11 protein-coding genes are annotated in these 15134 nt (G+C 51.7%); 1 reads left to right on the forward strand and 10 read right to left on the reverse strand.

The features are described from left to right. Positions 1–165 precede the first annotated feature (165 nt). From FZ040_RS09125 to FZ040_RS09165, 9 genes are all read right to left on the reverse strand, one after another. Positions 166–1875 (reverse strand): methyl-accepting chemotaxis protein, encoded by a 1710-nt coding sequence (locus tag FZ040_RS09125; protein WP_149171712.1) that lies wholly within the window; start codon positions 1873–1875, stop codon positions 166–168. Positions 1876–2145: 270 nt separating this feature from the next. Continuing rightward, entirely contained in the window at positions 2146–5538 is a 3393-nt protein-coding gene (locus FZ040_RS09130; RefSeq protein WP_149171713.1) for an ATP-binding protein, read from the reverse strand. Next, complete coding sequence (locus tag FZ040_RS09135; RefSeq protein ID WP_149171714.1) at positions 5513–6181, reverse strand: DUF4194 domain-containing protein; 669 nt, start codon at positions 6179–6181, stop codon at positions 5513–5515. The genes FZ040_RS09130 and FZ040_RS09135 overlap by 26 nt, the downstream gene beginning before the upstream one ends. A 2-nt stretch (positions 6182–6183) precedes the next feature. Next, positions 6184–7647: a DUF3375 domain-containing protein gene (locus tag FZ040_RS09140; RefSeq protein ID WP_187620298.1), complete on the reverse strand. Its 1464-nt coding sequence runs from the start codon at positions 7645–7647 to the stop codon at positions 6184–6186. A 12-nt stretch (positions 7648–7659) separates the two neighbouring features. Continuing rightward, the gene (locus FZ040_RS09145) at positions 7660–8424 is read right to left on the reverse strand and encodes a TSUP family transporter (protein ID WP_187620299.1); all 765 of its coding nucleotides are present in this window, start codon (positions 8422–8424) and stop codon (positions 7660–7662) included. Between the two features lie 133 nt (positions 8425–8557). Beyond that, positions 8558–9376 (reverse strand): MetQ/NlpA family ABC transporter substrate-binding protein, encoded by an 819-nt coding sequence (locus tag FZ040_RS09150; protein WP_149171716.1) that lies wholly within the window; start codon positions 9374–9376, stop codon positions 8558–8560. A gap of 28 nt (positions 9377–9404) precedes the next feature. Beyond that, positions 9405–10064 carry a methionine ABC transporter permease gene (locus FZ040_RS09155; protein WP_149171717.1) on the reverse strand — a complete coding sequence of 220 codons (660 nt, stop codon included), beginning with the start codon at positions 10062–10064 and terminating at the stop codon, positions 9405–9407. Next, positions 10061–11083, reverse strand: coding sequence for a methionine ABC transporter ATP-binding protein (locus FZ040_RS09160; RefSeq protein ID WP_149171718.1), 1023 nt, complete (start codon positions 11081–11083; stop codon positions 10061–10063). The genes FZ040_RS09155 and FZ040_RS09160 overlap by 4 nt, the downstream gene beginning before the upstream one ends. Then, a complete protein-coding gene (locus FZ040_RS09165; RefSeq protein ID WP_149171719.1) occupies positions 11076–12233 on the reverse strand; it encodes an amidohydrolase in 1158 nt (385 codons plus the stop codon). Before FZ040_RS09165 ends, FZ040_RS09160 begins: the two co-directional genes overlap by 8 nt. Positions 12234–12468: 235 nt before the next feature. Here FZ040_RS09165 and FZ040_RS09170 point away from each other — a divergent pair, with 235 nt between their 5' ends. Next, positions 12469–13437 carry a bile acid:sodium symporter family protein gene (locus tag FZ040_RS09170; RefSeq protein ID WP_149171720.1) on the forward strand — a complete coding sequence of 323 codons (969 nt, stop codon included), beginning with the start codon at positions 12469–12471 and terminating at the stop codon, positions 13435–13437. Positions 13438–13501: 64 nt separating this feature from the next. On the opposite strand, the gene FZ040_RS09175 is transcribed toward FZ040_RS09170, so the two are convergent. Next, positions 13502–15001, reverse strand: a complete 1500-nt coding sequence (locus FZ040_RS09175; protein ID WP_149171721.1) for an oligopeptide:H+ symporter — start codon at positions 14999–15001, stop codon at positions 13502–13504. Positions 15002–15134: the final 133 nt, after the last annotated feature.

The following is a 15134-nucleotide window of genomic DNA, read 5'->3' on the forward strand; positions in this document are numbered from 1 at the left end:
AATTTTAACGGAAAACAGCACCATTTACAAGCGTAAACATGTAGAAAAATACATATTCCCCTATATGAAAAAGTTATACACACTATTACTTATCGCTCTAACGACAAAAAGCCGCCGTCTCATACGCTTATGAGACGACAGCTTTTCTTCTGTAATATAAGTCTTTTAAAATTTGAAATGGGACAAAGTTTCCTGCTGTTTCTGGGCCAGTGCTGCCAGCGAATCACTTGCCGAGGCAATTTCTTCTGCCGATGCGGACTGCTCTTCCGTCGCAGCCGATACAGCCTGCATTTCCGAAGACACCTGGTTGCTGTAACCACTGATGTTGTTTACCTCGTCCATGATGGAGTTTGCTTCCTTGGTCATCGCATCAACGGCTTCATCGACCGTCTGAATCTGAACGGAAACGCCTTTGACGAGATTGTTGATTTCATCGAACATCGACCGCAGTTCTTCAACGGAACGCGCGCCCGATACCACCGCTTCGCGGCCGTTCTGCATCGATTTGACAGCTGCTTCCGTATCCTGCTGGATGCCTTTGATAAGCTGCGCAATCTTTTCCGCCGATTCCTGCGATTCGTGGGCGAGTTTGCCAACTTCTTCCGCTACTACCGTAAAGCCACGGCCATGCTCACCAGCACGGGCTGCCTCAATAGCCGCATTGAGCGCCAGGAGGTTCGTCTGCTCAGCAATACCGGCCATCGTATCGACGATTTCGCCGATTTCACGGGAACGGACGCCCAGACGGTCAACGACCTCTGCCGAACCTTTAACCGTTTCCTCAGCACTCTTGATGCGTTCAACCGAGTCATCAATGGATACCGAACCAGCAGCAGCCTGTTCAGCTGCCGAAGCCGAATTACCGGCTACCATGCGCGACTGCTCCTTGACGTGAGCCACAGCGCTCTGAACACGAGCTACCGACTCATTGCTGTTGACGACAGCTTTCTGCTGATTTTCAACCGTGTTGACGACTTCAGAAGCCGACTGGGCAACCTGCGTCGATGCTTGCGCCGCCTGATTCGAGCTGGCCGTAAGCTCCTCGGAGGAAGCTGCGAGTTGCTCGGAAGACTCGCTGACACTGCGCATGAGGTCATTGAGTTCCTTGCGCATCGCAAACAGTGCATTGGCCATAGCGCCGAGCTCATCGCCACGGTCGATGCTGCTTACGCCATCGGTACGGAAATCACCTTTTTTCATTGCTTCGCAAATGGCAACGCCACGATGAAGCGAGCTCGTGATATCGCGGATAATAACGACGGACAAACCAGCGAGCAATGCCAGCGCTACCAAGTTTACCATGAACGAGAACTTGATATGATTGGTATTGCTTTCCTTGATTTCCTGGTTGAGAATATCTGCATTATCATCGGCTACTTTGCGCAGAGCCTGCTGACTCTTGAGCAAATCTTCTGCCGTCGTCAGTTCAACCTTGCGAAAATGCTTCCAGGCCTCCTCTTTCTTGCCTTCCTTCACCAGGCGGCGTGCTTCCTGCACACCCTGCTTAAATTCATTCCACTTGGCTTCCGTATTCGGGATCTCCGCGGCAGCTTTGTCCGCCCGCATGCCCAGTGGCCGATATTCACTCCAGTAGCTTTCGTACTTCTGGATGTTTACATCAATCGATTCCTCTACCTTGGCATCATTCGGTTCTAAAATATATTCAACAGTGCTTACCTTGACGGCACGCATGAGACTGATTTCCGTTCCGAGCAAACGAGTGGCCTGCAATTTGCGACTATACATATTGTCGAGATCATCACTTGCCTTGCTCATACCCTGATAACTCGATAAACCGAGAGCTACCATACCGATGATGCCAATGATTACCAGCACCATAATCTTGTAACCAATACGAACGTCCTTTAATCGCATTCCTTCACTCTGCCTTTCTCTTTGCTGTTAAAAACTCTTGTCCCCAGATCCTTTTTCCTACACCCAACTGTTTTCGCATCCGAAAACGACACTTGCTAATTATACTCTGTGTCAGCACCTCCCACAATGTTAGGATTCTACAAAATTTAGGACTTTTGTCGGTAGTTTTCTACATTACGCTATTCTGAAAACTATCACTTTTCTTATTGATGCCATTTATAATAAAAAAGGCATCCCATAAATAGGATGCCTTAAACCTGTTGATTTTCTTCACTTTTGCTCGTTATGAGCCATTTTTTCAGCCTGCAATTGTTCTATCGTCAAATTTCGCAAATAGGACTTATGCTCTTCATCTTTTTGATAGACGAAACCTACATGACGCACGAATGGTTCAATCGTCGCAATCTTCAAAAGCGGCGTTACCACCAGCAGCTGCAAATCCATTTTGCGGAAGAGCTCCAGCCCAAAACGTGCCGACTCATCCGAACTCTTAAGGAAGGCCTCATCGATGACGACAAAGCGGAACGATTGCTCACTGGCCCGTTTTCCTTCGAGGCCAAAATTATACACGATACTTGCCGCTAGTATCGTATAGGCAAGTTTTTCCTTCTGGCCGCCCGACTTGCCGCCCGAATCCGTATAATGCTCATATTCCACATCCATGCCGGGAGCCGGGTCGCGCCACCGCTCAGATGCGGCGAACGTATACCAGTTGCGCACGTCGATGACCTCACGCCGCCAGCGGGCATCGATTTCCGTACAGCCAGGCCTTCCCTGCAGGCGCTCCAATATTTTCGCCACCTGCTGGAATTTCTGTTCACTGTAACTGTCATCAACAGCACCAGTCAGTGCATCATCGGTGCAGGCCCGCAGGTCACGGCGGAACTGCTGTATGGTATCGCTTACCGCATGACTGCATTCAATCTGGATATAGCGGCCCTCATTATAGTCAATCTCAGCCAACGAGCGGTTGATGCGCGCGATACGGTCTTCGATTTCCTGACAGGTGTTCTCCAAATGCGTCTGGAAAAGCGCAATCTGATTGATGGTATTTTCCTTCAGCAATTCCCGGAACCGTCCCTCAAATTTCGGCAAGTCGTCGGTGCGCAGGCGGTTGAGGACGGCGATATAATCCGCAGCTGCCTCCGGAGAACAGAGCAGGTCCGCACTCGCCTCGGGCCAATTCTGCCGGAACCCCGTCATCAGCCGCGTGAGCTCCTCACCATGATGACGAAGAATCTGTTCCTGCCGATGACCTTCTTCCTGCAGCCAAGCACCAAAGCGGGCCTGCAGCTTCGGCCGGCTGGTGAGTTCAAAGGTCTGATTGGGCAACGCCTCCGCCATATAGCGCTCCAGCAGCGGATATACCTCAGACTGCACCTCAGCAGGGGTCTCATTCATAAGCTCGGCTTCTACTATCATCTGTTCACGGGTTCCACGGCAGCGCTCCTGAATCCGGCTGGCTTCATCCTGCTTGGAACTTACTTCCTGCTGGCAGCGCGCCACCTGACGCACCAGGTCCTGCTCTTCCTCCTGGAGTTTGCGGTAAACGTCGTTCTTTTGCCGCAGTTCTTCCACACGCTGCTGAAGTTTTGCCAGCTGCTGATTTAGCGGCACAATGTCAAGTTCCTGAAAGCTCTTGACCTGGCCTGCCAGCATAATGGCGTCCTTTTCTCCCTGCAGCTTCTTCTGCGCCGCCTTATTCTTACGCAGCTTCTGCTGGAAAAATTTCTGTTCCTCGCGGATATTCTCGCGCTCCTCCTGCAAGGATTGGATTTTGCGCAGGTTAGAATACCCCAACACATAATCGCGGCGGTTATCGAGGTCCCGGCGGTCATCCTTTTCATGACGGCGGCCGTTAATCTTGACCTGTCCGTTGCGGGTCAGGGCAAACTTGGCCTGACGGAATTCCTGCATCGTCTCACAGCAGGTATGACGGAACCGTGTATAGAGCTCACTGCTCAGCCAGCCGCAATACGCCGACTCCTCTTTGAGCAGCAGTTTACGGCAGGCGGCATCCTCGGGCAGCGTTTCCAGATCCACGGATTCTACGTAGTCCGAAACGCGGAAATACACCAATTTCACATGAAGATTGTGCTTTTCCATCCAGCCAGCGACCTCACCGTAATGAGCATCGGAAACCAGCAAAGAAATACCGAAACCATGAAGCAGCCGTTCCAGCGCGCCTTCCCATTCGGCTTCTGTTTCCTTGACGGCCATAAGCTCCCCGGCAAAGGGCATCTCATCTTCCGCCAGCCCCAAGTCCTCACAAAGCTGCTTACGAATCTTGACATATTTATTCGGGATATTCGATTTGCGCTTTGCCAGCGATTCAATTTCCTCCGTCAGCTGCGCCTCCATCGCCACAGCCTCTTTGCGGTTGGCTTCAACAGCAACACTATCCGCCATCAAATCCTCGAGCTCCTGCTCGATGGACTGGCCGCGTTCCTGCATGTCCTGCTGATTCGTGCGGAAAGCCTCTGCCGAGGACGGCATCGCTAATGCGAGCAAATCAAGCTGTTGCTGGTATTTTTCCCGCACCAGTTCGCACTGGCCCTTTTGCTGCTGGCAAAGCTCCAGCTGGTGACGCACCTCGTCCAGCTGCTGGCCGCCATTGCGGGCCATTTCCCGGCGGACGCCGTCCAGCTGCTGTTGCAGACTGCCGAAGGTGCCTTTGGCATCCTGCAGGCATTTCTGCAGTCCGGCTAACTTTTCCTCGGACTGCTGCAGCATGCCCGCCTGCACTTTATACGCCTTGCCGGCAAACCAGCTGGCCAAATGCTGCTGCATGACGGCATTTTCCTTTTGCTTCTGGCCGGCAGCTGCGTATTCCTCACCGAGTGTTTCAATGGGCTGCAGGTATTTTTGCTGCTCACGGGCCCGCTCCACTGCCTGATGCGCCGCCTCGAGGTCATGGTACTGGCGCAGCATGACTTCGACCTCCTGCTCCGCATCCGGCACTTCGAGCATATTCTGGCGCACAAAGCCTGTGAGGCTGTCGACTTTTTTCATCGAAATCGTCTGCTGGAACAGATCCATTGCCTGAACCTGACGGATGCCGAAAATCTTGCGGAACTCACGCCCATACTGAGGATAGTCGTCAAAGGTCTTGATAAAGGAATCTCGTTCGAGCTGCTTGCGGAATGCGCGCATATCGCCGCCGATAGCCGAAAAGCGCTCCGTTATCGAAAGAGTCTTCTGCGCCAGCACGTAAAACCGCTTAGGCGAAGCCGCCGCCTCATCGGGGAACCAAAAGACCTGTGCCAGCGTCACCGTGCGGCCAAAATTCCGATCCGAGAACACGCCGAGAACGACGCTGTACTGGTCTTTGCCGCGCAAAGCCTCGGGACGGCCGCCACCATCTTCCGTGCGCTTCTGTCCATAATATCCGCGTACATACGAAGCCAGACTGCGTTCCTTGGCACTCGCATCCGCAGCCTTATTATAGGTCACCTTGCGCGGCGGCACCAAAAGCGTGATGATGGCATCGACTAATGTCGACTTTCCCGAACCGACATCACCGGTAAGCAGCGACGTATCGCCCGCAAGTTCCAGCGTCCAGACCTTCTGGTCAAAAGTTCCCCAGTTATAGACTTCAAGCCGTTGCAGACGGAAGCCGAGCGGGATGTCCTTCAGTTCAGTCGTCGTCTCGAATAAGTTCATCCATCATCTCTCCTTCCTCATTTTCCTCTTCGTCCGCTGCATCATGGCGCGCCTGCCCGTATTGTTCATACGCCTCCAATTTCCGCGCAAAATCATCCAGCCACTGCGCATCGACAAAGCTGCGCAAAACCGGACGCACTTCGTAATCCGTATCCTTGCCCTTGATTTTCAGCAAAAAGCCCATGCGCATCGCCGCGCGCACGAGATGCTCTACCGACTGGCGGTATTTCATCTCATTAATCTGCACCGGCAAAAAGGGTTCCATGCGGCGCAGAATATCCTCGAAGCTGATGACGACGCGGTCGCCACCGGCCGCCCGGTCATACTCAGCCAGCACCTTGCGCAACTGTACCAACAGCATCGACAGATTATAGCTCAGCGGATAGCGCGGCACAATATGCGGCAGACCGCTGCCTTCTTCCTGGCGCAGATAGGCATACTCGTCAAGCTCATCGATGATAAGCGTGAGGCCAATGCGACGGAAATAATCACGCAGTTCCGTCTGGCGGCTGGTAATATCCTGCCAAAGTGCCTCATCCCGTCCGCGGCTGACGATTCCCTTTAAAAGCATGACAGCCGCCCGCGAAAAAGCCTGCTCCTGCGGATTTTCGCCCATATCGGCTGCGTTATTCTCCAAATCCATATCTATGATTTCCTCCGAAATGTAACCCGATTACAAACGGCCATAAGCTTCTGCCCGTCGCGTTCAAATAAAATACGCTCTAATGCACTGCTGTCAAAAGCCTCGGCTTCTTCATGGCTGGCCAGTACCAAATACCCTAACAGCTCAGGCAATCCCTGCTGCAAAGGATGTACCGCCAGCACTTCCGCTAAGCTGACTTCCGGACGCTCAGCCAAAAGGTCATTGACATTTGTCTGAAGCTGCTCGCGGTCAACAATGACCTGATTGAAAATGGCCGAAAGCTCCCCATCTTCCCCACTGCCCGCCTGCAATACAGGACTCACGAGCTTTGTTGCCTGCGGCGGGGCAAAGAGGCGGCGCTCCATCGGCAGCTGTACGGCCGGCGCAATCTCCCGGATAGACGTAAATTCGCCCCCCGGCAGTTGGCCGCGCTTATCCACGGCACTCGTTTCGATTCGCTGAATCAGCTGGTAAATCGTCCGTTCCTCCTGCAGATACGCTTCATCGACATAGCGGCGCAGCTGGGCTGAGAGCTGCCCCAGTGTCTGCTGCACCGAACCTGCCGCCCGCACCCATTCCCGATTGATGGACATCAGCGGATGATCCGGCAGCAATTCCCGGATAGGCTCCGTCTTACTCAGCTGCGCCATCGTCTCCCGAAAGTCTTCCTGCTGCTGCGACAGCATCAAATAGCGCCAGAACGCCATAAAACTCCGCCCCTGCTCCGATTTGCGGATGATATCACTCTCATTGAATATCTTTTCCAGCAGTTCGCCCTTGCCCCGCGTCCACTTGACTACATCATCCTGTACTTTACGCGTAAGCTCGCGGAAGTTCTCCTCCACCTCACGAAAATCGGCCAATATCGCCTGGGCGGTGTCCTCGGCCTGCAAGAACCGCTCCTTGACCTGCACATCATCGAGCTGGGGTTTTACCACACCACTTGATTCGATTTCTGCTAACTCCGCCGCGATTTTTTGCTGCTGTTCGCGAAGATACGCCTTGCGGTGCTCCACATCGGTGTCTGTTTCCCGGGCAATTTCATGAAGCAGATTAAAAACCGTGCGCAAGCGCGACTCCGTACCGACAAAATCCTGCTTGTGCAAACTTACGAGCCACTCCACGGCCTTCTGGGCTGGAGCAGTAAGGTCATAATACCAGTCATCGTGATATTCATATTTCCGCAGCCAGCCATGATCGGGGTCAGACCAAATTTCCAAATAATCCTGCGGGGCACGGCCGAAAGCTTCCCCTTCCGTCTGCTGCTGCGCATCGTAGAGGAACATATCCAGATGCTCCAATAGTTCCTGCGCCTCAATGCCGCGGCGTTTGCCAGCAATAAACTCCCGGTAAAAAAAGGCCGCAATAAAGGCAGCCTGGTCGGCTGTAAGTAACCGCCAGGCTGCGTGATTCATGCGCAGATTGCGCAAATAATCGTATGTCATATAATCCGGAATCCCGGCCAAAACCATCGCCCCTTACTTGAACAAATCCAATAGCTGCTTGCCAATCAAAATGGTCGTCATAACGATAAACAGCGGCCGCACATATCCCGTACCCTTAGAGAGAGCCATGCGGGCCCCGCACCAGGCTCCAACAATCATCGAAAGCCCCATCGGAATCGCATAGGAAAAGTCTACGAGACCAAAATACGTGAAGAGCACCGCCGCCGAAATATTGCTGGCAAAATTCAGTGCCCGCGCATTAGCCGCCGCCCCGATAAAGTCAAAACCCACCAGCAAAAAGGCAAACAGCAAAAACGAACCCGTCCCCGGGCCGAAAAATCCATCGTAAAATCCAAATAAAAACGCCACAAGGCACGAGAGGATGAGCAGCCGCGCTGACATGCCCGCATAGTGATTTTCCCGTCCCCAGTCTTTTTTGGCAATACTGTAGATAAGCACAGCCACGAGCATGACCACCACCAACGGCCGCAGGATATCCGATGGTATCATGCGCACAGCCAGTACGCCTATCCCCGAACCAATCAGCGAAATCGGAAACAATCGCCTAATCAGCCACATATCCACCTTGCCCGATTTCACAAAGGTCACGAAACTCGTAAGCGCCCCCATAACGGCCGCCGCCTTGTTCGTCCCCAGCACGGTCACGGGCGGCAGTCCCGTCCACATCAGCGCCGGAATCGAAATAAGTCCGCCACCGCCGACTACCGAATCAATAAACGATGCCATAAAACCAAAAAACACCAGAAATCCCAGCGTCTGTATATCCAAAAACTCCATCCCCGCACCTCAATCCGTATCAATTCATTCCAGCCCCTATTATAGCAGAATCCGTTCCATACGAAAAGAAACCACCTGCAGATATAAAACATGGCTATTGCACGCATCGATGCAATAGCCATATTTTAACCGATTATTTTTCCTCTGGCACATACCAAAGTCCGTTGTTGTTTTTCTTTAAATACTCTTTGAACTCTGCCGAATGGTAGGCATCGATGATGTCCTTGACCCATTTGGCGTCTTTATCCTGCTCGCACACGACGAGCTGGAGCAGCAGATGTGGCAGGATGTCCTCGGTCAGCAGGGCGGTCTGCGGGTCGATTTTGGCATTGTAGACAATCGAACCGGTAATAACGATAAAGTCAAAATCCGTACGCACAGCTGGAATGTTGAGGGACTTCATCTCCGTGAACTGCAGATTATAAGGATTTTCGATAATGTCTGCCTGGGTCACCGTCGACAAGTCTTTCTGCGGGTCGAGTTTTATCCAGCCAGCCTTTTGTAATAGCGCATACGCTCGAGCCGTATTGGCCGCATCATTAGGCACGGCGATACGGTCACCGGCGGCAATTTCCTTCAGATTCGTTTTTTTGCCAGGGTAAATTCCTGCCGGTACCGTAGGAATCGGCGTGACGGCCGCCAATTTTCCGCCCTGCTTCTGATTAAAATTCTCCATATAGGCCGTGTGCTGCTCGACATTAAAGTCCACTTCGCCATCGTTTAGCACCACATCCGCCTGCAGCAAATCCGACATATCCTTACCGACCAGCTTATAGCCTTTCGCTTCCAAAATCGGCTTGACTCCCTGTTCAAACAATTCCGAGTACGGGCCCTGAGATTTGCTGTATACCAGTTCTTTCTTATCCGCACCATTATCATTCTGCGAGCCGCAGCCTGCTGCCAATAAAGTCGTAATCGCCAAAGCTGCTGCTATCCATTTTCTAAGTTTCATGATATATCATCCTTTCCCAATCATAACATCAATGACCACGAGCTTTTGCCGCAAAAAAATTTCCCGCCGACTGAATCAGCTGTACGAACACCACCAAAACAATAACGGTAAATAGCATCAGGGGAAAATTCATGCGCTCATACCCATAGGTCAGCGCCAAATCGCCTACGCCGCCGGCACCAATTGCCCCGGCCATCGCTGTAGCTCCCAGCAGACCAATCGTTCCGGTCGTGACCGATAAAATCAGCGAAGCCTTTGCCTCCGGCAGCAGGAAATACCAGATAGTCTCCCAGTACGATGCCCCCATCGATTTTGCCGTTTCAAATATCCCCGGGTTGACCTCCAAAAAGGAATTTTCGAAGAGCCGGGCCAGATACGGCGTGATGAAAACCACCAATGGCACCAAAGCCGCCGTAGTACCGATACGTGTTCCCACAATCAGCTTCGTCAGTGGCAAAATAAAGACCAGCAAAATGATAAATGGCACACTGCGGATGGTATTCACCAATGAATTCAAGAGCACATAAATGCGCCGGTTCGGGATAAGTCCCTGCTGGCGGCTTACCACCAGCGTCACCGCAATCAGCAGGGCCAATACTGTGCCAATGGCCAGTGCCACAAAAACCATATATAATGTCTGTTCTGCCGATAATACGAGCTGTTCCGGCGATACACCCAAATTTATCATACGGCCACCTCCTGCCAGACTACATTATGACGATCCAAATATTCCGTTGTGGCGGCCAGAGATTTTGCCGGCCCAATAAATTTCACGATAAATATTCCCAGAATCACCTGCTGCAATTCCGTTACCGCAGCAAATAAAACACTGCTTTCCACTGGAATCCGGCGGTTTATGTTATAGAGAATATTTTCCTTTGCCACCTCGCCTTGGAACCGCAGTTTGAGCAATTTGTATTCCCGCTTTTCCTGTTGCAAATCTGCCACCAAACTCTCTGGCAATTCGTCGGGAATAACTGTCCGTACAAATCGCTGGGTAATCGGCTGCTGCGGATTGCCAAACACATCGAGCACCGATCCCTGTTCTACGATTTGGCCGTTTTCCATCACCGCCACGCGATTGCAGATGCGCTGCACGACCTGAATCTGATGCGTAACCAGAATAATGGTAATTCCCAGCTTTTGGTTAATCTGTGCCAACAGCTGCAAAATGGATTCCGTAGTATCCGGATCCAACGCACTGGTTGCCTCATCGCACAGCAGGATTTCCGGATTGGTAGCCAGGGAACGGGCAATCCCCACGCGCTGTTTCTGGCCGCCGGACAGCTGCCAGGGGTAAGCATCTTTCCTGCCCTCCAGTTCCACAAACGCCAGCAGCTCCTCGACCCGCGCGGCTATCTGCTCTGCCGGTGTGTGATTGAGCCGTAACGGAATGGCAATGTTTTCGTAAACGGTACGGGATTCCAGCAGGTTAAACTGCTGAAATATCATGCCAATCCGCTTACGCACGCTGCGAAGTTCCTTCTCGGGATAATCTGCCAGCTTGCGCCCATCTAACTCGACAAAACCTTGGTCTGGCACTTCCAGCGCATTGACCATGCGCAGCAACGTGGACTTTCCCGCGCCGCTAAAACCGATAATCCCCCAAATCTGTCCTTTCTCTATCGTGAGCGAAACATCACGCAACGCCTTAACCTTCTGCGCATCACTCACAAAACTTTTGCTGACATGCGAAATCTTAATCATGTTTCCACACCTCCTGCCTGAGTGCCCCTTGGGCTAACCGGGCCATATAATCCGCAGCAGGATAAAGTGCCTGCGGGTCTGCCGTAAACTTCGGGTTATGATTGACAGGACCAATACCTGTACCGATAAGGGAAAACATCCCCGGAATCTTTTCCAGATAATACGCAAAATCCTCACCGCCTAATGATGCAGGCGCCTGCCGCTCAATCAGACTGGTATTTTGCGCCGTTTGACGGGCAAATTCATAGAGATGCGCATCGTTATAGGTTACTGGCGGACCAGCCACATAATTGACCACTGCCGTCCCGCCAAAGGATGCGGCCACACCTTGTGCGATTTCCTGCAGCCGCCGCTTGATAAACGCCCGCGCTTCAGGCGTCTGAGTCCGTACGGTTCCCTCGAGCTGTACTTTCCCCGGAATAACATTCCAGGTGTTGCCACCATGAAACTGGGTAACCGTAACCACCGCCGCCTCCAAAGGGCTTACATTGCGGCTGACAATGCTTTGCAAGCTCGTAACAAAGGATGCTCCCATAAGTATCGTATCGTTTCCCCGTTCCGGATGCGCCGCATGAGCTCCTTTGCCTTGAAATTCCACGTTGAACCGGTCCACGGCGGCCATAACCGGACCTGCCATAAGCCCTACTTCACCAACAGCAAACAGTGGCGACGTGTGCAAGCCAAAAATCGCCCGCACGCCATCAAGCACTCCCGTTTCCAAAATCTTTTTGGCACCGCCTGGTGCTTCTTCTGCTGGCTGAAAGATAAGAAGCACTTTTCCCGGAAGCTGAGCTTCCTCCCTTTTCAGCAACAGAGCGGCTCCTAAAAGAGCAGCGGCATGAAAATCATGTCCGCAGGCATGCATTTTTCCTGTCTGCTGCGACCGATAGGGTAAATCCGTCTGCTCCGCAATCGGCAATGCATCGATATCCGCCCGCAAGGCTATCAACGGCTCTCCCTGACCGACTTCCGCCACCAGACCGGTTGCCAATGGAAGGTCCAGGATTTTAATAGCTGCTGACACCAGGACATCCCTTAAGCGGCCAGTCGTTTCATATTCCTCATACGACAGTTCCGGGTGCTGGTGAAGCCAATAAAACGTTTCTGTGATTTTCTGCTTGATTTCTTCTCGATATCCATCGTCCAGCATAACTTGCCCCTCCATTCATACTTATCATATATGTTATATCAATATAATAACATCTTATCCGCTTTTGTCAACACTTTTGTAATAAATAAAGCTCTTTTCTTAAAATAATGTAAACAAAAAGCTATCATATCCGCTCACTCTGTATTTTTACCGGATAAATACTACCTGTTTTATATTGACTTTTATGAAATATAGCTGTAACATTGTAAACAATCTATGAAAGGAAGTCATTTATATGAAATCATTAGAAAAACTTAGCGCATTTATCTCCAAGTACATGGCTGTTTTCGTCATTCTCGTGGCAGCCATCGCCCTCATCCAGCCCTGGACGTTTAAATGGGCCGCACCAAAGATTACCATTCTTTTGGGCATTGTCATGTTCGGTATGGGTATGACCCTTCGCCTGCGCGATTTCAAGCTCGTTTTCCAGCGCCCCAAAGACGTCTTTATCGGCGCTCTGGCGCAGTTCACCATCATGCCAGCACTGGCATGGCTGCTCGCCAAGGGATTCGGCCTGCCGCCAGAACTGGCTGCTGGTGTAATCCTTGTCGGTACCTGCCCGGGTGGTACTTCTTCCAACGTCATGACGTATCTGGCCCGCGGCGACGTCGCACTTTCCGTCTCCATGACGATGACCACCACGGTACTTGCCCCGATTGTCACGCCGCTTCTTACCTGGTGGCTGGCCGGCGAATGGGTTGAGATTTCCCTTGCCGCCATGATGATGTCCATCGTGCAGGTCGTCATCCTGCCAATCGTTCTCGGCATTGTCATCAACAGCTTCTTTGAAGAAACCGTACAGAAGATTGTCAAGCTCCTGCCGCTTGTCTCCGTTGTTGCCATCGTCCTCATCGTCGGCGGCGTCGTTGCGGTAAGTGCGCAGCGCATTTTGGAAACCGGCCTGTTAATCATGCTGGTCGTCATGCTCCACAATCTGCTCGGTTACAGCATCGGCTTCCTTATTGCCAAAGCACTTCATATGAATGTTGCCAAGGCCAAGGCTATCTCCATCGAAGTCGGTATGCAGAACTCCGGCCTTGCCACCTCACTTGCCATGCTGCACTTTGGTGCCGCCGCCGCAATCCCCGGAGCAATTTTCAGCGTATGGCACAACATCTCCGGCTCGCTCGCTGCCAACTATCTTTCCAGCCGTATGAATAAGGATCCAGAACCAGCAGCTTACCAGGCAGCTGACGCAGAATAATACGTTCAAAAAAATGCGATGAAGTATAAATACTTCATCGCATTTTTTCGTTGAACGTATTAAATTATTTATCCGCCACCGCTGCTTTAGGCTCACCCTCGAACGCTTCCTCATCTTTCTTGTTGATGAGGCGGTTGAGCATCGGAACCGTCAGCGCCATGATAATCGTTACACCTAAGGTAACAAGACCAATCTGCGTAAATACTTTGCTGTATACCGGCAGCGTCTGCAACGGATCAACGACATCCTTCGATACCGTCGTAAGCGTTGCCACCCAGCCGCCAAGGATTGCGGCAATCGACGTAGTCAGGAACCATGCGCCCATGAGGAAACCGATGAGTTTCTGCGGCACGAGCTTCGATATCATCGACAGGCCAAGGCCACTGATGAGCAGCTCGCCGATAGACGACAGGAAGTAGGAACCAATCAGCCACCAAGCCGATACAATACCGGCCTCATTAGCAAAGTTTGCCGAAAAACCAACGACGAGGAACGATCCTGCCGTCAACAGCATACCCAGCGCAAATTTCGCCGGCATCGAAAGGTCTTTGCCCTCACTGCCAAAATGCGAATATGCCCAAGCCAGCACCGGACTTGCCAGCATAATCCAGAACGGATTGAGCGTCTGGAATACTTCCGCATTCGGAATCGCAATGCCGAGAACCGAGTGCTCCACATTCTTAATGGCAAAGAAATTGAGGGAGGTCGGCATCTGCTGATACAGCGTAAAGAAGATGATCGCCTCGACAATCAAAATCATTGCTGCTGCCATGTGACTGCGCTCAGCACCTTTGGCCTGGATAATCATCTTGAAGAATACACCATAGACCAAAACACCGATGATAAACAGCAGCCAATGGGCCACGGAAAGGTGGGAAAGCAGCCAGCTGGAGAATACCGTCATGACTACTACACCAACAAGCGTCAGCACGATTTTCTTCATCGTCAGCGGCTCAGCACCTGCCGGCGAATCGATGCCGCGAACCAAATAGCGGAAGCCCAAGAATCCGCCGACCGCCAGAATCAGACCCATAGCACAAATCATGAAGCCCAGAGACAGACCATACTGGGCGCCAATGATCGGAACCAGCAGCATCGAGATAAAGGAACCGATGTTAACTGCCATATAATACATCGTGAAGGCACTGTCCAAATCCTTTTCGTCGCCTTCATAGAGCTTCGACAGCAGCGAAGATGGATTGGCCTTGAAGATACCATTACCGCAGGCAATAGCGCCCAATGCCAAAAATACCATCGTCTTGTCGGCACCAGCCAGCGCCATCATCGCATAGCCGATCATCAGCACCACTGCGCCAAGCGTAATCGTGCGCTGGGTTCCCAGGATTTTATCGCCCAGGAAACCGCCCAGCGAGACGTAGCCATATACCATCGCACTGAATGCGCCAAAAACTACAAACGATTCTGCGTCTTCCATGCCAAGAGCTTTTACAAAAAAGCCAGCCAGTACAGCCTGAAGACCATAGTAACCAAAACGTTCCCAGAACTCAATGAAGAACAGCATATTAAATGCTTTCTTACGGTTCACTGGATGTGATTCAACCATAATTAATCTCCTAACTTTTTACCGGTGAATTATCTTCTCCATCGGTCTTATTTATTGTATTTTACCAGGAGACATTATAGCATAAATAAAAGCATCAGCAAAGTGGAGCAATGTGTAAAAACTGTTACTTAGG

It is taken from the genome of Pseudoselenomonas ruminis (genome assembly GCF_008271295.1).
In the GTDB taxonomy this organism is placed as follows: Bacteria; Bacillota; Negativicutes; order Selenomonadales; family Selenomonadaceae; genus Selenomonas_A; species Selenomonas_A ruminis.

Excerpts from the sequence above, each read along its gene's own strand:
- FZ040_RS09145 (WP_187620299.1), bottom strand. The coding sequence starts at position 8,424 with ATGGAGTTTTTGGATATACAGACGCTGGGATTTCTGGTGTTTTTTGGT.
- FZ040_RS09165 (WP_149171719.1), bottom strand. The coding sequence starts at position 12,233 with ATGCTGGACGATGGATATCGAGAAGAAATCAAGCAGAAAATCACAGAA.
- FZ040_RS09170 (WP_149171720.1), top strand. The coding sequence starts at position 12,469 with ATGAAATCATTAGAAAAACTTAGCGCATTTATCTCCAAGTACATGGCT.
- FZ040_RS09175 (WP_149171721.1), bottom strand. The coding sequence starts at position 15,001 with ATGGTTGAATCACATCCAGTGAACCGTAAGAAAGCATTTAATATGCTG.
- FZ040_RS09150 (WP_149171716.1), bottom strand. The coding sequence starts at position 9,376 with ATGAAACTTAGAAAATGGATAGCAGCAGCTTTGGCGATTACGACTTTA.
- FZ040_RS09125 (WP_149171712.1), bottom strand. The coding sequence starts at position 1,875 with ATGCGATTAAAGGACGTTCGTATTGGTTACAAGATTATGGTGCTGGTA.
- FZ040_RS09155 (WP_149171717.1), bottom strand. The coding sequence starts at position 10,064 with ATGATAAATTTGGGTGTATCGCCGGAACAGCTCGTATTATCGGCAGAA.
- FZ040_RS09135 (WP_149171714.1), bottom strand. The coding sequence starts at position 6,181 with ATGGATTTGGAGAATAACGCAGCCGATATGGGCGAAAATCCGCAGGAG.
- FZ040_RS09130 (WP_149171713.1), bottom strand. The coding sequence starts at position 5,538 with ATGAACTTATTCGAGACGACGACTGAACTGAAGGACATCCCGCTCGGC.
- FZ040_RS09160 (WP_149171718.1), bottom strand. The coding sequence starts at position 11,083 with ATGATTAAGATTTCGCATGTCAGCAAAAGTTTTGTGAGTGATGCGCAG.